Raw genomic sequence first — 17,943 nt, forward strand, 5'->3', positions numbered from 1 at the left:
GATCGGCTGACAAGTCACAGCGGGACGAGTTCCCGCCGGATCGGTAAGGGCGTGCGTGCGTGAACCGGGATCGATAGATGCGGCGCCGAAACTCGAAAGAGACGTGGCGCGGGACACGAAGATGTGCCTCAGACCCCCGCAGGCCTGAGGTGACCTAGCCCGAAAATGCTTAGAGCTCAAATGACCCAGGGGGCATTGCCGCAATATTGTGATATTTCTGCCACTATTGGAGTCTGGCGAAAACAGGCTTCCGACAGGTGCGCGGGTTAGCCCACCGGATCCTCGTCCGTGGCCCATTCTTCCGAGGTGAGGATCGGGGAGGCGGATATCGCCTGGGCGTCCATCAGCGTCGCGATCCGCTCCAGAGAGGAAAGCAGCATGTGTTGCTCCCAGCAGGCCAAGCTACGGAAACGAGAAAGGAATCCGGCTTGGAGCAGCTCCGGGGCTGACCGGTAGGCCGCTTCTCCCTTCGCGGTGAGAAGAATATGTGTCACCCGCCGGTCTGTCGGCTTCTCGCGCCGTTGCACGAGACCGAGGGCCTCAAGCCGATCCACGATCGTCGTGACGGTGGCCGGGCTGGCTGCAATCTGCTTGGCAATATCGGTTGGACACAGGGGCCCATCCTTGTCGAGCGCCATCATGACCACAAGCTGGGGCGCGGTTAGCCCCGTCTGCTTTACGAGCTGGCGTGACTGAAGGTCGATAGCCCGGGTGATTCGGCGCAGGGCGATAAGAATCTGGTCGTGATCGGTCATGCGGTCGATCTACGCGTCCCAATCCCGTCTCCGCAAGTCTGTGACCTGCGAGAGGGCCCGCCGGGGAAGCCGGCGGGCCCTCTTCACTCATCTTGATAGTTTGGGTTCAAAGAACATTGAGCATGTCGGCGACGAGCGGGTGACGCACGATGTCTTTTGCTTCGAGCCGGCAGACCGCCACGTTCTCGAGAGCGTCAAGCCGGTTGGCGATATCGAACAGGCCGGAGAGTTCGGGCAGTAAATCCGTCTGGGCCGGATCGCCGGTTACGATCATCGTCGAGTTCCACCCGAGGCGCGTGAGCAGCATCTTCAATTGCCCGTAGGTGCAGTTCTGGGCTTCGTCGACAACGATAAAGGCATTGTTGAGCGTGCGGCCGCGCATGTAGGCGATAGGCGCGATCTCGATCAGCCCCTCGGCCATCAGGGCCTTGAGCCGCTTGGGCGAGAGCCGGTCCGCGAGCGCGTCGTACAGTGGACGCAAATAGGGTGCGAGCTTCTCTTCCATCGCGCCGGGCAGGAAGCCGATGGATTCCCCCGCCTCAACCGCCGGGCGCGACAGGACGATCCGGCCGATCTCCCCCGCCTCCAGCGCTTCAACCGCCTTGGCCACCGCCAGATAGGTCTTGCCTGTACCCGCCGGGCCGAGCGCGAGAACCAGGTTGTGATCGTCGATTGCGCTCATCAGCTTGGCCTGGCCGTCTGAGCGCGGTTTCACATTCTTCATGTAGCGCTGATCGCGCATCGGATCGACATCGTCGGGGGTCCAGGCCGTTCCCGGAAAGAGGGCGCGGACTTTCTCTTGCTCGTAATGCTCGGCATTGAATTCACCCGAGCGGCGTTTCGCGGCGCGTTTGGCCATGGCAGGACCTCCAGACAAGAAAAAACCCCTCGCTGGATAGCGGAGGGGCGGATGATGCTTGCGATGAAAGGGGAGCGGCCGAAGCCTCGGCACGACCCGCGTTCGGCGGTGCCACTGAGGGACGGGGCGGTGGTGCAAACGCCATTTTGGCGCCTCCTCCGTTCGGTCGCTGACCCGATGCGATGCGACTCCTTGAACTCGAATCGCATACGCAGTGTCATTCTACTCTGGTGAATGAAGTATGAGTCCCTGCGTCGCAGAAGTTTCATCCCGCGTCGCAAAAACGTCACGCGCTACCCAAGGAGTTCTCCCATGATGCGCATTTTCGAGCTTGACGGTGATCGCCCCGACTTGAGTGGGGACAATTGCTGGGTGGCACCCACGGCAGTCCTGCTCGGCAAGGTGGTTCTGAAGACCAACGCGTCGGTCTGGTTCGGAGCGGTCCTGCGCGGTGACAACGAAACGATCACGATCGGCGAGGATTCCAATGTGCAGGACAATACCGTCATGCACACCGACATGGGCTTTCCGCTGGATATCGGCAAAGGCGTGACGATCGGGCACCAGGCCATGTTGCACGGGTGCAGCGTCGGCGATTATTCGCTGATCGGCATTGGCGCGACCATTCTGAACGGCGCGAAGATCGGGAGGAATTGCATCATCGGCGCCCATGCCCTCATTACCGAGGGCAAGGAAATTCCCGATGGTTCTGTCGTGATGGGCGCGCCTGGCAAGGTCGTCAAGCAGATCGCACCCGGCACCGAGGAGATGCTCAAGGCCAGCGCGGATCACTATGTGGAAAATGCCCGCCGCTATGCGCGAGGGCTGTCCTCAGTCTGATCCGGATGAGAGGCCGGACAGGTCCGAAGCTTATTGCGGCCGTCCCCAGAGTTCACGAATGCGCTGATCGGCTTCGCGTCCCAGGTTGAACCAGGCAGTCCGGTCGCGGCTTGCGTCCACGACCAGCAGTTTGTCATCGCGGCTCAGGGCGTGGCTGAGTTCGTTGCGCAGGATCGCGGCCGTGTAGGGCGCGCGCACAAGCCAGACGCCATGACCGATCTGTTCGGTATCACCGAACTCGGACAGGGCGGCGGCGAACTCGGCTTCGCTCTCTTGGGATAGATGGGCGATGACGACAAAATTGGCGGTGCGGGCATCGCCGGGCGCCGGCCGCGGACGGCGCTGGGCCGGGGTCTGGCGGGCCTCGTCGAACCAGCCCTTGAACTGGTCGACCTGACGGGCATCCAGCCAGCCCGCTTCGCGGCTCTGGGAGACAGTCGAGTGCGCCGCAACGCGGCCTTCCTTCACGAAGGCATGCATCTGGGCCGGAGTGTAGGGACCGTAGACACGTCCCTCCACTCGAACAAACCAAGAGGTCGCACTAGCGTCGTCACGAGGCATCGGCATGTCGCTCCGGTCTTTCATAGGACATCTGCTATGCCAGTCATGAGGCAAGATTCAGGCCACACGTTTAGTATGGGCTGTATCTCAGACAGTTTAAACGGGGATGGTCGGTTTCGCCACAGTTCCCGGGGCCAGACCTGTCAGGCGGCAGGCGGGGTCTGGGGCGATGCAGGCGGATCGAAGGAAACGGCAAACCCGTTATCCAGCCAGCGCGCGACTCGCCCGGACATTCCGCCGACACGCACGGACTCTCCAACTCTGGGACGTTCCAGACAGGCGAACGCTGCACCGGAAATGGACACATCGATGACGTTTGCCCGGATCACGACGCCGTCGCGCAAGGTCAGGGTTGCCTGGCCGCGCGACGGCTTTCGCGCCCCGCCGCGGTCCTCGTTGAGGCCCAGCCGCGCCATGTTGAACTGCCAGGTGATCGCGTCGGCCAGACGGTCGCGCTTGCGGTCGGAAAAGCTGAACCGGACCGCGAAGCCGGCGCGGCCGGCCCGCACGACATCGCCTTCCAGCCGGCCAAGTCCCTCGAACAACATGACAATATGATCGTTGACCGGAGGCGGGACCTCGGCCGAGATGCGAGCGCCTCCAGGAGACACGTCCACCAGCTTGCAGGCAAACTCACCGCGAACGGGGTCGAGATACCGGCCCGGGATGGAAAGCTGAACCCGCCGGAAGCGGCGCTGTTCCTGTGCGCCGCGGGCTGCGATCTTGATCTTGCGCTTGTCCAGACGCGATTTGATGTCGGTAACCGTGCTCATCGTCTGCCCACCCGGTGGAATACAAGCGTGGAGTATCCGCGCGAAATTTTAAAAATTCGCTAGGCCTGCCGGATGTCTACATCGCGTCGTTGGCGGCCCGGGCCCGGGGACGTGCCTGCGCAAGGGGGGCGAACACGTTGACGCTCTGCGCCGGCAGGCTCGCCGGATGGATCTCGCGGATTTCGTGCGACACCACCGGGCGATGTCCCAGCGTCCCGCCGCTCAGCGGCTGATAGAGGCCGAGAACGCGGTCGACGATGCCCTCCGGACCGCGCAGCGGCAGGATGGATATCTCCACGGCAACAGAGCGCATGTCGATTGAATGGGCTTCCACGATGGCCGTTGCGGGCGCAGGCGCTGTCAACGCGCCTTCGAGGAGGGCGCTCATGTGGAGACGGTCATGCCCGCGCCAGAGCGAAAGGAAGTTCTGATCCTTGAACTCGCGCCGGTGCATCTGACACAGCGCACTTCCGGCGAGCCGGAAGATGTGATGATCGGCGTCGATGCGTCTGAGCAGGAAGAGATGACCGAGCAGGCCGGACACGTCCTTCGGCGCGATATCGGCACGCCCCGGCGCATTGCGTCCGAGCCGGCGGGTGTTCCAGTATTCGTACAAGGTTTTGGTATTCGTGTGCCGCACGGCCGGCTCCCTCATCCCTGATTGGGACTAAATCCCCAATTCGGTTCCAGTTTCCGGACCGATTGCAAAGGTCTTGCCAACTCGTAAACGCGCCGGGGTCACCGCGCCGGACCTTCGGTGGCCCGCGCCTTGCACGAGTGAGGGCAAAGATGGATGGAGTCCGCCCATGCGCGTTTCAAAGCGATACGCCACTCTCGCCTCGGCCGTGGCGGCCGCGTTCCTCAGCAGTGCCGCGTCGGCGGGAAATCCCGATCCGACACCGGTCAGCCCGGCCCCGCCGAGCCATTGCTGCACGCATCCCGGAGGCCCGACGATCAACGTGCCGGGCGTTCATATCGGTGGCCCTAGCGTTCATGTCGGCGGTCCGAACATCAATATCGGCGGCGTGAACGTGAACAGCTCTGTGAACGTGAACGTCCAGGCCAATGCGTCGGCTAGCGCGATGGCACGTGCGAGCGCGATCAACAACAGCTCCACCGTGGTCTATGGCGGCGGCACCTGGATGCCGCCGGTCTCGCGCGGCGGCGGAGGGGCGGCCATCGCCGGTCTGCGCCTCGCCGGTGAATACGAGCAGGTGGAAGAAGAACGAAGCCGCTATGTCGAGGGCTGGCGTGTGGTTCGCGCGGTGTGCCTTGATGATACGGGTACGCCACACCCCGCTTCGCGCCCCGATCCTGACGAGCGCGTTCCGCGAGAGTTTGACGGCGAAATCTATCGTTGCATGGCCGGCACCTGGATGCAGACCAGCATTGGCTGGCGCGAAGAGGGCGTCGATCGCTTTGAGGACGGCCAGACTCTGGTGTGCGAGAAGGGCGAGGCGCTTCGCCATGCGCCGGGCGGCCGGCTCTACTGCGCGACCGAGGAACCGAGGCGCAATTGCAACGAGCGGTCGCTGCTACGCCGCTACGGTCCGGGCATCAAGCTGGTGTATTACCGCTATGAAGAGACCTATACCGAGACGGTGGAACGCCGTTCGGAACGGGTATCGGCCCAGTCTATGACCATCATGCTCGATGGCGGTGTGGGCAGCTACTAGATCGCGCGATCGCATAACAAAAAAGCCCCGGCCATGTGCCGGGGCTTTGCTGTTTCTGCAGGGGTGTTTGGTCCTAGTATTTGTAGGACAGCACGACCCATTGCTTCGTTCGGTCCGCGGGTGCAACCGCGCCGCCCGGGCCATCATAGTCTGCGATCTGGAAGGCGAGTTCTGCGTGCTCTCCCAGACCGAGAGCCAGTTCGAAATCCCATTCCTCACCCAGATCTACGCCGGTGCGCTCGGCACTGAACTCGTGACGGGCCAGAAAGACCGACCAGCCGGTGAACACCGCAGAGTTCAGGTCGCCGCCGTAACCGGCTTCAACGTAGAGATCTTCCAGGCCGTCGGGGCCCGCCATGGCGCTGCCGCCGCTGAAGGTGTCCGCCCATCCCTGGAAGCTGTGATTGGCGGCGAGGGGGTTGGCGATCGAGGTCGATCCGTCGCCTTCGATATTCACGTATCCGGCAGCAAGCGAGCCACCGAAGCGAGAGACGCTTGCCTCGCCTGAATAGAAGGTCAGGTCGAAATCGGTTTGTGCGGAGCCGTAGTCGCTCTGCTGGGCGATCATCGCCGAATAGGCCAGGGCGGTCTCGCCATAGCTTCGGGCTCCGGAGATCTCGGCGCCGACCGTGCTGTTGGAGCGGTTCTGCGGCGCGCTGCTATCGGTCAGGTCGATCAGGTAGGCAAAGGCGGACACCGTCACGTTTTCCGTGGCAGCCCAGCCGGCATGGAAGAGGTGCGCGTCGGTATCCCAGCTCAGGTCGCCCGGCCCGCGGTTGAGTTGCCAGTGGTAGACATAGTCCAGTGTGACCGGCCCGTTTTCGAACTGCAGCGCAAGCGCGTCGTGCGAATTTTTGTCCTGACGCCAGCCTGGCGTGCCGATGAAGCGGCTGCCGTCAAACCCAAGATGCTGGCGGCCGAGGCTGCCCGACCATTGATCGTTCGGAGCAAAGCGCAGCTCCAGACGCTGCAACTCGGTCATTGCCTCGTCATTGATCGTCGCAACGCCGGGGCGCGACGTCTGGCTGGTGTTGCGCAGGCCGTCGGTAAGGTCGGCCACATTCTCGATTTCAGCCAGAACGGAGAAACCGTTGCGTTCCGGTGATTGCCAGCCGAGCCGCGTGCGCACGGTAGCAGCTTCGGCATCGTCCTTGCCGGCTTGCTCGACATGTTCGTAGCGGGCGCGAACATCCAGAAGCAAGGTGCCGGGCAGCTCTTGAGCGGACACAGAGGGGGCGCTGGCTGCGGCGCACAGCGCCGTAGCGGAAAGGAGATAGAGTTTCATTTTTTGGGTCTCTTGGTTGTTCTAACCGTGGGAGGGATCAGGCAGCGCGAAGTGCCGCGATGAATGTTTCGAATTCGGTCTTCCAGGCCTCGTGGCGCTTATCCATTTCGCCGGCGGCCTCAAGTACCGAGCGCGAAACCGCATCGGTCTGCCGGGTGGTTTCAGACACGTGCCCGACCCCTTCGGCCGCTTCGGTTGAACCGTCCTGGGCGCGTTGGGCCGACTGGGCGATTTCGGAGGTCGCGGCACGTTGCTGTTCGATCGCCGATGCGGACGCCACGGCGATTTCTCCGAGCTGGGACACGGCAGCGAGTGCTTTTTCAGCCGATTCAGCCGAACGCCTGGACGAACTCTGGATGGCTTCGATGCGCTCCGCGATCTGTTGCGTCGCCTTCCCGGTCTGGCTGGCCAGTGCCTTCACTTCGCTGGCCACGACGGCAAAGCCCTTGCCGGCTTCGCCTGCGCGGGCCGCCTCGATGGTCGCATTGAGTGCCAGCAGGTTGGTTTGTTCGGCCACGGTGTTGATCAGGTCAACAATGGCACCAATGGCGTCAGCGGATTCGGCGAGTTCCTTCATCACCGTCGCGCTGGACTGGGTCTCGCTGCTGGCAACCTTGGACAGCTCGCTGGTCCGGTTGACCTGTTCGGAAACCTCGGTGATCGATGCGGCAAGTTCCTCGGCGGCGGCCGCGACGGCCTGAACGCTGTTGGCCGCCGACTCGGCAGCTGAACGTGCGCTCTCGGAACGCCCTGCGGCTTCAGCTGACGTAGACTGCATCTGGGAAGACGAGGCGCTGAGCTGCTGAGAGGCGGCCATGACGCTGGACAGAAGCTCGGTCGAGGCGGATTCAAACCGGCTCACGGCCGTGTCCACCGAAACCTGGCGCTTGGTCTTGGCCTCGTTCTCGCGAGCTTCGCGCTCGCGCATCTCATCTGCCTGAGCGAGCGCGTCCTGAAGGGAGGCAAGCCCGCGGTTGAGATCGCCGAGCTCGTCTTTGCGCTTCGTGTCGCCAATGGCAAGCCCGCGATCGCCGGCAGCCAGGCGTGAGACGATCGTCTTGGCTTCGGTCAGCACCTTGTTGATCGAGCCACCGATAATCTGGGTCAATGCGAACAGGCCGGCAACGGTGACAATGATGGCCAGGATCGTGACCCAGAAGGCCACGGTCTCCATCCGGTCCATCTCGGCGCGCGCCGCCGCGAGATCGGCGGCCGCGCCGTCGCGAACCGTCTCGATCTGGCTGTCCATGCTGTCGTCGAATACGGCAAGCCGGTCAAAGAACCGGTTCATTGCGGCCTCGTCCATAGTGGCCAGTTGCGGCGCCGCGGCTGAAATCAGAGCGCGCAGATCGGCGTATTCGGTTTCCAGCGTGGCGATCGTGGCTTCGTAGCTTGGATTCGAAATGACGGCTTTCACATTGTTCAAGGTCGTGCCCAGATCGTCCAGGTTGGCGAGTGCGGTCTCGGTCCGCTCACGACTGGGAGCGCCGGCCGCGAGATAGGTGTCACGCAGCAGCGAGGTCAGGTCTTTCTCGAAACCGCTCGCCGCGATCAGATTGGTCGTCGCTTGCCGGCTGCGGGCATCGGCCTTGTCACCGGCATGATCGACCGTGGTGTTCGCAGCCACAAAGCCCAGCATCAGACCGACCGACGCGCCAGCCAGAATGAGAAGCCGCATCCTCATCGAGAAGCGCTGGAGATTGAAGAATGCCATCGTCACGTACTCCCGTTCAGCCTGGGTCGCAGGCGGTAGAAACTGTCCCCTTGCGCGTTCCCGGAAATATGGCTGCCTCGAAGTGCGACTGAGAGGCAAACCCTGATCGTGAACGCGTTCAATATATTTGATATAACAAAGTGGGTTAACGTCGGCTTTCCGTTGTTGCTCAACGGCAATGGTGACAGCTACTTCTCAGTAGCAACTTGTAATTAAACAAGAAACGGGCGCCCATTCGGGCGCCCGTTTCTTTCAGGTTATGTAGAATTCGCGTTCGACGATTACTTGGGGCCGATCATTTTCTCGGGGCGAACAACCTCGTCAAATTCCGTTTCGGTCACGAAGCCGAGGCGGATGGCTTCCTCGCGAAGCGTGGTTCCGTTCTTGTGTGCCGTCTTGGCGACCTCGGTCGCGTTGTCATAGCCGATCTTGGGGGCGAGGGCGGTCACCAGCATGAGCGACTGTTCCAGCAGGTCCGCGATGCGGTCCTCGTTCGCCTCGATCCCCTTGACGCAATTTTCCGTGAAGCTCTCCGAGGCGTCTGCGAGCAGGCGAATGGATGTCAGCACATTGTAGATGATGACCGGCTTGAAGACGTTCAGCTCAAATTGACCCTGGCTGCCGGCAAAGCTGACCGCGGCGTTGTTTCCCATCACCTGGGTACAGACCATGGTCATGGCCTCGTTCTGGGTCGGGTTCACCTTGCCGGGCATGATGGACGAGCCGGGTTCGTTGGCCGGCAGGGCGAGTTCGCCGATGCCGCAGCGCGGGCCGGAACCGAGCAGGCGGATATCATTGGCGATCTTGAACAGGGACACGGCGGTCGAATTCAGAGCGCCATGCGCCTCGACCATCGCATCCTTTGTGGCCAGCGCCTCGAACTTGTTCGGGGCCGTCTTGAACGGCAGGCCGGTCAGAGTGGCGACTTCCTTGGCGAAGGCTTCGGCAAATCCCGGCTTGGCGTTCAGCCCCGTTCCCACCGCGGTTCCGCCCTGGGCGAGTTCGCACAGCGCGGGCAGCGTGGCCTCGACCCGGCGGATTGAGTTGTCGACCATCGCCACATAGCCGGAAAATTCCTGGCCAAGCGTCAGGGGCGTGGCGTCCATCAGATGGGTGCGCCCGATCTTGATGATGTCTGCAAAGGCGTCGGCTTTCTCCTGCAATGCCCCGCGCAACGTTTTCAGAGCAGGCACGAGGCGGTCGACGATCTGGCGCGCCGCCGCGATATGCATCGCTGTCGGGAAGGTGTCGTTCGAGGATTGCGAGCGGTTCACATGGTCGTTGGGATGAACCGGGTCCTTGGAGCCGACCTCGCCGCCCAGTATCTGGATGGCCCGGTTCGCGATGACCTCGTTGGAATTCATGTTCGACTGCGTACCCGATCCGGTTTGCCAGACGACCAGAGGGAAATGATCGTCCAGCTTGCCGTCGAACACTTCGCGCGCGGCCTCGGCGATCGCATTGCCCAGTTCCGGCTCCAGATTGTCGAGTGCCATGTTCGCCTTCGCTGCACAATGCTTGACCGCGCCGAGCGCGTGGACGAGCGGCGCCGGCATGGTCTGGCCGCCGATCTTGAAATTGTTCAAGGAGCGCGCGGTCTGGGCGCCCCAAAGCTTGTCGGCGGGAACGTCCAGCGGGCCGAAGCTGTCGGTCTCGGTACGCATCTTCGTCATGATACAGACTCCTTTGGGCGAGAGGGCGGCGCCGCTTGAAAAGGCGCTGAAATTTCGTCCGGTTTATGAACGCAGCATGCTACGCGGCGCAAGACCTCGAACCGGGTAGACACTCGAGATCCGCAGCGTGCCCTGCGAGCCTCGGGGTTCTGGACCGCTCGCACGTATCCCGGAACCGGCCCTGGAATCGTGGAGGATTAACATTTGACTGAAACCGGGCCCGGCTCAAAGGCCGGTGAGCCTTGCAGAAAGTCGTTGACGCGCCGACACTATGATTAATGATTCGGCGCGGATTGAAGCCTTATGTCTGACCGACCGAATAGACATCGCAGACCCTGTGCCGGGTCGGGAGAGGTAGCGTGCAACCTGCCAATGTTCGAGATTCCCTTCATCTGCGGGTGGACGCAGTCACGACCCAGTCGCGCCGCTTCAAGTCGCTGATCGGCGATTTCTTCCGGACTGAGTTCAAGCGCGTCAGGCCGAAATGGGGTCCTTACGAGGTCACCATCATCATCGAGCGCACGCCGGGCAGCCCGACCGAGGACGTCGACAGTGTCGCCATGTCCGTGCTCGACGCGCTGACCGGCGTGGTGTTCCACGATGACAGCCAGGTGGAACGCCTGCTGGTGGAGAAAGTGGAAGGCGAGCGCGCCCGGGTGAAGGTGCGGGCCCGCCCGATCCTGCCAGAGACCACGCACTAGCCGCGCCGTGGCTCTGATCATCGATCCTGTACGTGTCTTCCTTCTGGACGGAAAAGGTTCCGGCGAGAATGCGAGTCTCGCCGAGATTCCCGAGCCCGATGCTCCGGACCCGCGCGAGGCCGGGCCTGGTCAGAGCTTTGTCTGGCTTCACTTCCAGCGCGATGACGAACGCACACGGGCCTGGCTGGAGGAAGAAAGCGGTCTGGACAGCTTCGTGGTTCAGGCCCTCCTGGCCAAGGACACGCGGCCGCGCTGCACGGTCCATGGCCAGGGTGCCATAGTTAATCTGCGCGGAGTCAATCTGCACGAAGGTGCCGAGGTCGAGGACATGATTTCGGTCCGGTTCTGGATCGACGGACAGCGCGTTGTCGGCGTCTGGCTTCGTCCGCTCTTCGCGATTGTCGACGTGTTCGACGCGATCGAACGCGGCGTGGCCCCCGTCAGCCCCGGCGATCTCATCGCCAAGCTGGCCTTGCGCCTCGCCGATCGCATGGAGCCCACGGTTGCCGAACTCCACGAACGCATCGACGATCTGGAAGACCAGATCAACGCGCCCGAAACGACGGCAGAGCCACGCGCGGAGCTGGCCGATATCCGCCACCAGGCAATCATCCTGCGCCGCTTCATCGGGCCCCAGCGCGATGCGCTGACCACGCTGGCCATTGAGGATCTGGCCTGGCTGGGCGATCGCGACCGCTCCCGCATCCGCGAGGCGGGCGACCGCACAACACGGGTGCTGGAGGAGCTTGAAGCGGTCCGTGAGCGCGCGGCCCTCGTGCACGATCAATTGCTTGAACGCCGGGCCGAGCAGATGAACCGCTACACGCTGCTCCTGTCGGTTGTCGCCGCGATCTTCCTGCCGCTCGGCCTGTTGACGGGACTTCTCGGCATCAATGTGGGCGGCATACCCGGGGCCCAAACGCCCTGGGCCTTCGCCGCCGTGACCGCGCTCATCGTCCTGGCCGGCGGGTTGGAGGTCTGGCTGTTCAAGCGGTTAAAGCTGCTCTAGCCGCGTCCGCCGGCCAGCTGGCGTGCATTGGGGTGCCCCCGAAGGCGCAGCATCGCCCAGACGCCGATAGCGGGACCGATCGCCAGCGGCGCGAATGCGAACTGCCAGCCGGTGACACCCACCCAGTAGGGCAGAGCCTGAACGCTGACGGCGGTCAAGGCGAAGCCCAGCGCGGTCTGCAAGGTCAGAAGCGAGCCGGCCTGATCGCGCGGAGCCAGTTCGGCAATCGCGGCAGAAAACTGTGCGGAGTCGGCAATGACGCTGACGCCGTAGACCAGAAGCAGGGCGATCATCACGCCTGGGCCGAGCGGCCAGGCCAGGCCGGTCAGCAGCGCGCATGCCCCGCTGATAAGCATCGCGCCGGCCGCGACCGGTGTGCGCCCGATCCGGTCGGCGAGCCAGCCCGCACCCAGCGCGCCGAGCGCGCCAGAGGCGATGATCAGGAAGGTCAGACTCCCGATTGCGCTGGCAGAGAGCGACCGCGCCTGGAAATAGGCGAGCAGGAAGGCGCCCGCCCAGGCCCAGAAGGCATACAGCTCCCACATATGTCCGAGATAGCCGAGATTGGCATAGCGCAGGTCTGCCCGCCGGATCGCGAGAACGAAGGCGCGCGGATCGAAGGCTCTGGCCCGCACAAAGGCCGGGCCGGCCTGGCAAAATCCGATGAGCACGGCGGAGAGGCCGGCCAGCGCTGCGGCCCATACGAACGGCGTGCGCCAGTTCACGTCTGCGCCGTCAAGCGCGAACAGGTGGGGCAGGGCCGAGCCCAGCGTCAGGGCGCCTACCAGCAGGCCGATCAGAAGGCCCGCATCGCCTTTCGCCCAGCTGGCGGCCAGCTTCATGCCGACCGGATAAACCAGGGCCAGGGAGGCGCCGGTGAGCAGCCGGAGGCCCGCCATCGCCAGGCTGCCGGGCGGCGTGAGGATGATCGCGAGCGTGGTCAGGGCGGCAAGGCCGGCTCCGGCGGCAAAGACGCGGCGGGGATCGAACCGATCGGACAGTCCCAGGCTGGCACTGACAAGCGCTCCGGCGACAAAGCCGATCTGGACGCTGCTGGACAAGGCGGCGCGCGTAAAGGCGTCCAGGTCGGTGGCGGCCTGTAAGGCGGGCAGGGCGGCGGCCCCGGCAAACCAGGAGGACAGGGCCAGCACCTGGCACAGCGCAATGAGTGCAAGGCTTCTCGCCTTCACGGCCGGCTAGGTGTCCAGAGGCCGGAGCGCGGCCGTTGCGGTCGCGCTCGCGCACAGATGATCATCGCCATCGAACAGATCGCCTTCAGTGAAGGCGACGCTGCGGCCGAGCCGCTTGACCTGGCCGCGCACCCGGCACCGGCCCTTGAAGAGCGGGCGCAGGAAGCTGGTCTTCATTTCCAGCGTGGGCACGGCCATCTGAAGATCAGTGGCGATCAGGGCGGCCAGCGACATGGCTTCGTCCAGAAATCCGGTCACGATTCCGCCCTGGACCGAACCATTGGGATTGAGAAATTCGTCGCGGGCAAAGAAGTGAGCGTCCACCCAGCCTGCCTCGGCATCGAGATCGATCAACGAGAAACCGAAATGGCGCGTGGCCCCGGGCAGGTTTTCGGGGTCGGAAAACAGGGCGCGCAGCCGCTCTGTCGTGTTTCCGGTCAATCTTTCTTCCGGAAAGCGTCGAGGCTGACCACCGTGTTCTCGTCACCGGTTTCACCAGCCGGGGCGTCTCCCGCATCCTGATGCCCCGGGGCCTCATACTCGAAATAGAGCTGGAAGTTCACGGCCGGGTCGTGAAACCGCGTCACCGCGCGCCACGGCACCTTGAGATATTTGGGCACACCCCCAAATTTCAAGGTGACCTCAAAGCCGTCATCGTCCGCCGACAGGTCCCAGAACTGATGCTCCAGAACGATCGTCATCTCGTCGGGATAAGATTTGATAAGGGCCTCGTCGAGGTCGCAGCCGGGATCGGTTGTCTTGAAGCTGACGTAGAAATGATGGCTGCCGGGCAAGCCTTGTGGACTGGCAGCGCGCGCAACAGCTTCGCGCACGACCCCTCTCAGGGCCTCCTGCGCCAGCTTGCCGTACCCCATCAAATCCTTGGTCAAAAGTCCCTCCCCGAGCTGACAGCGAGAGTATCCATCACCGCGCCCGCGTCAATTCGCAACGCTGTGCACGCCGCGCCTGCGCGCAGGGCCGAGGAAGTTGATCAAGAGTTAAGGTCTGCGCGCGACGCTCGCGTGTAAAGATACAGGAATGTGATCCATGATTGAGGAAACTGGTTGTCTGGACGAGGCGAGTTCTTCGCCGCCCGGTGACTCGTATGCGTGGCGAAACGGCGAGCCCTTGTTGCGTCCGGTCGCGTGTGAGCCTCTGACGCGTCTGGTCGGACTGGTGGAGACCGGACGGCTGATGCGCGAAAATCCCATGTCGATCCTGCCTGGGGCGCTATTCCGGCAGACGCGTCTGAGTGGTCCGCATTTTGGCCGCTCCATCCACGAAGTCTCCGGCCCCGCCGAAATGAAGTCCATCCTGCTGGACAATTACGAGGCCTGGCGCAAATCACCCCTCATCATGCGCATGCTGCGTCCGATCCTGGGCGAGGCCATTTTGACGGCCCATGGCGAGAACTGGCATCGCCAGCGCAAAAGCCTCCAGCCCGCTTTCCTTCGACGCCGGATCGAAGGCTTCGCGCCGATCATGGCGGAGGTGGCGGAAACAACCGCCCTTCGTCTGTCCGCCGAGGATCAGCCGGTTGAAATTCAGGCCGTGCTCAACGACGCCACGTTCAGCGTGATCGAGCGGGTGCTGTTTTCCGATGCGCAGGAGTTCGACCGGGTACGCGTTCGCAGCGCGATCGAGGTGATCCTGGCCGAAACCGGCACGCTGCGTATGAGCGACCTGTTGCCGGCGCCCGAGTGGGTACCGCGTCTGATGTCGGCTCGCGCCCTGCGCGCGCGTCACGTCTTTCGCAAGGCCGCGATGGCGCAGATCCGCCGGCGTCGCGAGAGCGGCAATTCCGGGGATGACCTGCTTGGGCTCCTGCTGGAGTTGCGCGACCCGGAGACAGGCGATGGTCTCTCCGACCGCGATATTCGCGATACGGTGATGACCTTCATTGCTGCCGGCCACGAAACCACGGCCATCGCATTGACCTGGGCGCTCTACCTGGTCGCGAGCGACGCGCCGACCCAGAAGCGGCTACGCGCCGAGGCCGCCGAAGCGATGGCACATGGGCGGGCGCTCAGCGCTGCGGACCTGCCGCGTCTCACCTTCTCGCGTCAGGTGATCGAGGAGGCGATGCGGCTTTACCCGCCTGCGCCCATCCTGGGCCGGCGCGCCATTGCAGAGACCGAGATTTGCGGCCATCCGGTAAAGAAGGGCGATGTTGCGCTGCTCGCATTCTACGCTCTGCACAGACACGAAACGCTGTGGGACCAGCCCGATCATTTCGATCCGGACCGGTTCAGTCCGGAGCGGCGTCCGAAAGACCGCTATCAGTTCATGGCGTTCGGAGGCGGACCGCGCGCATGCATCGGCGCCAATTTCGCGTTGATGGAGGCGACGATTTTCCTCTCGACCCTGGTCGCGAAGCTTGGTTTCACACCGGTCGAGGGCCATGACGTCTATCCGGTGATGCAGGTTACGCTGCGGCCGCGCGGGGGGATGGCGCTGAACATTCAGACGCTCCGAAACTAGCCGGGAGGGGAGGCTTCCAATCTCGCGGGGTCAGAGATTGAGGGGGATTTCCATGCGTGTTGCTCGGCTGGCCGGCAGAGGGAAGCGATCTCTCGGCGTTTGCCGGTTGGCGAGGAATGTTTCGGCAGTCTGCAGGTTCGCTGTCAAAAGCGTGTCGTGCCACGCGGCCCGATTGGCGTGATTCAGCAAAACGCCGGCCGGATCGTTTGGCGAATGGACAAGGAACGCCAGCCGGCAACGGCGGCTTCCGTTAGCCATGGTAGAAAAGCGGGCGACAAGCTCTGTCGCCGGTCCGTTATACCGAGCAGCGCGCAGATCGATCAGAAAGGATCGTGTCTTGAACCGTTCGGCCGCCTTGTACATGTCCGCGACCAAAGCCGCGCTGGCTTCGGGACTCCGGTCGCCACAGACCGATATCCGAAGAAAATTCTGCGCCGGGTCGAATTCTATGAAGTGCAAGGGTTCCATGAAACGGATAATGATGAACGCATTCAGTGACGTCAAATAAAATCGTTAATGCGCCCGGCCGTTTTGCAGCGCTAAGGTCTTTGGTATTGAAAGGTAAGGCGATTATTTCTGTGAATTTGCGTGGATAGATGTGAAGAATCGTGGATCTCGGTGGTGGCAGCCGGGCACTAGTCTCGAGCGCTACGAGTGGGAAGGTGGTATTCCGAAATTGCACTTTTTGCTTGAAGTCTTCGCACATTCCTACGGCAGTTGAAGAGCTGATTGAATTCGCGTAGAGCGAGCGCGCTTGTCCGGGCATCAAACGTGCAGTCATCGTCGTGAAAAGCGGCCGCACTCAACATTGATAGACGTGTTTAGGGGGGCATGGCGATTACCGCGTTGGTCGAATTTGCAATCGCTATAATACGGGATTGAACGATGCGAAAAATTGAACGTATTGACCGACACTTCCTGATCGTCGCCAGCACCCTTGTCGGTCTTGTCCTTGCAGTTTGGCTTCGATTGCCGCTGCGCCCCGACATGATGATAAACGTGGACGAGCTAATACCGCTGGCCGTATCTCAATCGATGACGGTGCTTGGCAAGCTCGATCCGAACTGGGCCCATGCTGATCTACCGGAATATTTTCGTTACGATCAATACAATTTCTATTTATACAATATCATATCCCATATAAACATAAATATCGGAGGCTATTTTCACGTTGAGCCTATAACTAGTCTTCGAATTTCTAACGTTGTATTTCAAGTTATCGCGATTGCTCTCGTTTTTGATGGGGCTCGGAGATACGGCTTCTCGATTTTCGCGAACACGGTTCTCGTACTCTCCATGGTGGTCGCCCCGACATGGGTTCACGATGCATTGATGGCGCGCCCCGAGAGCCTTCTGTATCTTATGACAGGGCTCGCATTCTGGATATCGTCGCTCTCGCTCGGACTGTTGATTCGCGTTATTCTTGTTTCATTGGTTCTTGGCGCCGGAGCTGCCGTGAAGGTGACCTATCCGATCGTCGGCGTTGCCGGCGCACTAGGTATCGCCATGCTTGCCTGGCCAGGCTGGAAGAAGGCGGCGCTGGCTGGATTGGCTGCGCCGATTGCCGTAGTGGCGGGCTTCATCGCATCCGCGCCATACGCCATCGCAAATTTCGATATATTTTTTAATGGCTTGGTTGCCCTGTCCACGCAATATGGTTCGGCTCACCCGCCCCATTCACATCCTGACCCTTGGCCGTTAACCTATTTCTTCTGGATTTCGCGCTTCTTCCTTGAGTTGTACTGGCCGTGGCTCATTCTAGTTGTCGCAGGTCTTATACTTGGAAATAATCGTGAGCGAATTGCAATCGCATGTCTTGTGGCGCCATTCGCTCTACTTGTTCTGTATTTCTCAACAAAGACAGTTTTCTTCGAGCGCAATTTTGCGCACGCGATGCCTCTGCTGTTCATTGCAAGCGCGCTATCTTTTGGAACGGTATGCCGTCGCCTTCCCAGCCAACTCATCGGACTCGCTCTGGTCTTGATCGTTTCGCCTGGGCTCTTTTGGTCGATGCAAATCTCTCAGGCGGCCTACTATGAAAGCGCGACGCGCGGCGACTTCGTCCGGTCACACGGTCTTGAAGGCTTTCAGCTGCTTCCTACGAGCCATACGCTGGTATTGGCGCCTCCGCCAGCCTGCGGGGAAATAGCTGTCATGGAATTGGATAACGCCTATGCGCGCCGCTACGATTTGTTGCTTCGCGATCAAGGTTTCAGCCGTGTCGCCTTCTATAAGGGACCGTTCAACGATCTCGCATCGAGCACGCTGCAGTCTTATCTCGGCTACTCAATGGGGTTCTATGCGAAGCCGTGCGAAGGGACATAACCATGGGTCTTCGGCCTAAGGGGTGAGAGAAGACAATGGTGAGGAGGCAAACCGCTTGCGGAGGGCTGAGCGAGCGCTAACGGCATGCCACTCATGTCGAC

18 protein-coding genes are annotated in these 17,943 nt (G+C 62.1%); 6 read left to right on the forward strand and 12 right to left on the reverse strand.

The annotated features are described in order from the left end of the window. Positions 1 to 266: 266 nt before the first annotated feature. Positions 267 to 755 carry a MarR family winged helix-turn-helix transcriptional regulator gene (locus tag PGP17_RS10910; RefSeq protein WP_135945761.1) on the reverse strand — a complete coding sequence of 163 codons (489 nt, stop codon included), beginning with the start codon at positions 753 to 755 and terminating at the stop codon, positions 267 to 269. Positions 756 to 861: 106 nt separating this feature from the next. Then, the gene (locus PGP17_RS10915) at positions 862 to 1,614 is read right to left on the reverse strand and encodes a PhoH family protein (protein ID WP_135945760.1); all 753 of its coding nucleotides are present in this window, start codon (positions 1,612 to 1,614) and stop codon (positions 862 to 864) included. Positions 1,615 to 1,929: 315 nt separating this feature from the next. Here PGP17_RS10915 and PGP17_RS10920 point away from each other — a divergent pair, with 315 nt between their 5' ends. After that, positions 1,930 to 2,454, forward strand: coding sequence for a gamma carbonic anhydrase family protein (locus PGP17_RS10920; protein WP_442915157.1), 525 nt, complete (start codon positions 1,930 to 1,932; stop codon positions 2,452 to 2,454). A 30-nt stretch (positions 2,455 to 2,484) separates the two neighbouring features. On the opposite strand, the gene PGP17_RS10925 is transcribed toward PGP17_RS10920, so the two are convergent. The 3 genes from PGP17_RS10925 to PGP17_RS10935 all read right to left on the reverse strand — a co-directional run bounded on the left by PGP17_RS10925 (position 2,485) and on the right by PGP17_RS10935 (position 4,428). After that, the gene (locus tag PGP17_RS10925) at positions 2,485 to 2,973 is read right to left on the reverse strand and encodes a GYF domain-containing protein (protein ID WP_233342099.1); all 489 of its coding nucleotides are present in this window, start codon (positions 2,971 to 2,973) and stop codon (positions 2,485 to 2,487) included. Between the two features lie 185 nt (positions 2,974 to 3,158). Continuing rightward, positions 3,159 to 3,788, reverse strand: a complete 630-nt coding sequence (locus PGP17_RS10930; protein ID WP_135945758.1) for a PilZ domain-containing protein — start codon at positions 3,786 to 3,788, stop codon at positions 3,159 to 3,161. 76 nt (positions 3,789 to 3,864) lie between these two features. Further along, a complete protein-coding gene (locus PGP17_RS10935) occupies positions 3,865 to 4,428 on the reverse strand; it encodes a PAS domain-containing protein (RefSeq protein ID WP_270375351.1) in 564 nt (187 codons plus the stop codon). A gap of 166 nt (positions 4,429 to 4,594) precedes the next feature. On the opposite strand from PGP17_RS10935, the gene PGP17_RS10940 reads away from it, so the two are divergent. Next, entirely contained in the window at positions 4,595 to 5,464 is an 870-nt protein-coding gene (locus tag PGP17_RS10940) for a hypothetical protein (RefSeq protein ID WP_174235012.1), read from the forward strand. A gap of 73 nt (positions 5,465 to 5,537) precedes the next feature. Here PGP17_RS10940 and PGP17_RS10945 read toward each other — a convergent pair whose 3' ends face one another. From PGP17_RS10945 to fumC, 3 genes are all read right to left on the reverse strand, one after another. Continuing rightward, positions 5,538 to 6,749 carry a hypothetical protein gene (locus tag PGP17_RS10945; RefSeq protein ID WP_270375354.1) on the reverse strand — a complete coding sequence of 404 codons (1,212 nt, stop codon included), beginning with the start codon at positions 6,747 to 6,749 and terminating at the stop codon, positions 5,538 to 5,540. Positions 6,750 to 6,786: 37 nt separating this feature from the next. Then, complete coding sequence (locus PGP17_RS10950; RefSeq protein WP_270375356.1) at positions 6,787 to 8,463, reverse strand: methyl-accepting chemotaxis protein; 1,677 nt, start codon at positions 8,461 to 8,463, stop codon at positions 6,787 to 6,789. A gap of 281 nt (positions 8,464 to 8,744) precedes the next feature. Beyond that, complete coding sequence (gene fumC / locus PGP17_RS10955; protein WP_135945754.1) at positions 8,745 to 10,136, reverse strand: class II fumarate hydratase; 1,392 nt, start codon at positions 10,134 to 10,136, stop codon at positions 8,745 to 8,747. A 359-nt stretch (positions 10,137 to 10,495) separates the two neighbouring features. Between fumC and PGP17_RS10960 the strand changes: the two genes are divergently transcribed. After that, on the forward strand, positions 10,496 to 10,837 hold the full coding sequence (locus PGP17_RS10960) for a RusA family crossover junction endodeoxyribonuclease (protein WP_135945753.1): 342 nt from the start codon (positions 10,496 to 10,498) through the stop codon (positions 10,835 to 10,837). A gap of 7 nt (positions 10,838 to 10,844) precedes the next feature. Then, entirely contained in the window at positions 10,845 to 11,846 is a 1,002-nt protein-coding gene (locus PGP17_RS10965; protein ID WP_270375360.1) for a zinc transporter ZntB, read from the forward strand. Here PGP17_RS10965 and PGP17_RS10970 read toward each other — a convergent pair. The 3 genes from PGP17_RS10970 to PGP17_RS10980 are packed head-to-tail and all read right to left on the reverse strand — an operon-like array spanning position 11,843 to position 13,926. Next, positions 11,843 to 13,036, reverse strand: a complete 1,194-nt coding sequence (locus PGP17_RS10970; protein ID WP_270375362.1) for an MFS transporter — start codon at positions 13,034 to 13,036, stop codon at positions 11,843 to 11,845. The two genes, PGP17_RS10965 and PGP17_RS10970, sit on opposite strands and share 4 nt — an antisense overlap. 6 nt (positions 13,037 to 13,042) lie before the next feature. Further along, entirely contained in the window at positions 13,043 to 13,477 is a 435-nt protein-coding gene (locus PGP17_RS10975) for a PaaI family thioesterase (protein ID WP_270375364.1), read from the reverse strand. Beyond that, entirely contained in the window at positions 13,474 to 13,926 is a 453-nt protein-coding gene (locus PGP17_RS10980; RefSeq protein WP_270375366.1) for an SspB family protein, read from the reverse strand. Before PGP17_RS10980 ends, PGP17_RS10975 begins: the two co-directional genes overlap by 4 nt. Before the next feature lie 157 nt (positions 13,927 to 14,083). Between PGP17_RS10980 and PGP17_RS10985 the strand changes: the two genes are divergently transcribed. Further along, positions 14,084 to 15,517: a cytochrome P450 gene (locus tag PGP17_RS10985; RefSeq protein ID WP_270375368.1), complete on the forward strand. Its 1,434-nt coding sequence runs from the start codon at positions 14,084 to 14,086 to the stop codon at positions 15,515 to 15,517. A gap of 30 nt (positions 15,518 to 15,547) precedes the next feature. Here the strand turns inward: PGP17_RS10985 and PGP17_RS10990 are convergent, their stop codons facing one another. Beyond that, positions 15,548 to 16,021 (reverse strand): hypothetical protein, encoded by a 474-nt coding sequence (locus PGP17_RS10990; RefSeq protein WP_270375370.1) that lies wholly within the window; start codon positions 16,019 to 16,021, stop codon positions 15,548 to 15,550. A gap of 381 nt (positions 16,022 to 16,402) precedes the next feature. Between PGP17_RS10990 and PGP17_RS10995 the strand changes: the two genes are divergently transcribed. Then, a complete protein-coding gene (locus tag PGP17_RS10995; RefSeq protein ID WP_270375372.1) occupies positions 16,403 to 17,842 on the forward strand; it encodes a hypothetical protein in 1,440 nt (479 codons plus the stop codon). The last annotated feature ends 101 nt before the right edge of the window (positions 17,843 to 17,943 follow it).

Source organism: Marinicauda sp. Alg238-R41 (assembly GCF_947331485.1).
GTDB classification, from domain to species: Bacteria; Pseudomonadota; Alphaproteobacteria; order Caulobacterales; family Maricaulaceae; genus Marinicauda; species Marinicauda pacifica.

What these genes read in the sequence shown, in the direction of transcription:
- PGP17_RS10920 (WP_442915157.1), top strand. Translation starts at nt 1,930, where the DNA reads ATGCGCATTTTCGAGCTTGACGGTGATCGCCCCGACTTGAGTGGGGAC.
- PGP17_RS10940 (WP_174235012.1), top strand. Translation starts at nt 4,595, where the DNA reads ATGCGCGTTTCAAAGCGATACGCCACTCTCGCCTCGGCCGTGGCGGCC.
- PGP17_RS10985 (WP_270375368.1), top strand. Translation starts at nt 14,084, where the DNA reads ATGATTGAGGAAACTGGTTGTCTGGACGAGGCGAGTTCTTCGCCGCCC.
- PGP17_RS10910 (WP_135945761.1), bottom strand. Translation starts at nt 755, where the DNA reads ATGACCGATCACGACCAGATTCTTATCGCCCTGCGCCGAATCACCCGG.
- PGP17_RS10995 (WP_270375372.1), top strand. Translation starts at nt 16,403, where the DNA reads ATGCGAAAAATTGAACGTATTGACCGACACTTCCTGATCGTCGCCAGC.
- PGP17_RS10915 (WP_135945760.1), bottom strand. Translation starts at nt 1,614, where the DNA reads ATGGCCAAACGCGCCGCGAAACGCCGCTCGGGTGAATTCAATGCCGAG.
- fumC (WP_135945754.1), bottom strand. Translation starts at nt 10,136, where the DNA reads ATGACGAAGATGCGTACCGAGACCGACAGCTTCGGCCCGCTGGACGTT.
- PGP17_RS10950 (WP_270375356.1), bottom strand. Translation starts at nt 8,463, where the DNA reads ATGGCATTCTTCAATCTCCAGCGCTTCTCGATGAGGATGCGGCTTCTC.
- PGP17_RS10930 (WP_135945758.1), bottom strand. Translation starts at nt 3,788, where the DNA reads ATGAGCACGGTTACCGACATCAAATCGCGTCTGGACAAGCGCAAGATC.
- PGP17_RS10945 (WP_270375354.1), bottom strand. Translation starts at nt 6,749, where the DNA reads ATGAAACTCTATCTCCTTTCCGCTACGGCGCTGTGCGCCGCAGCCAGC.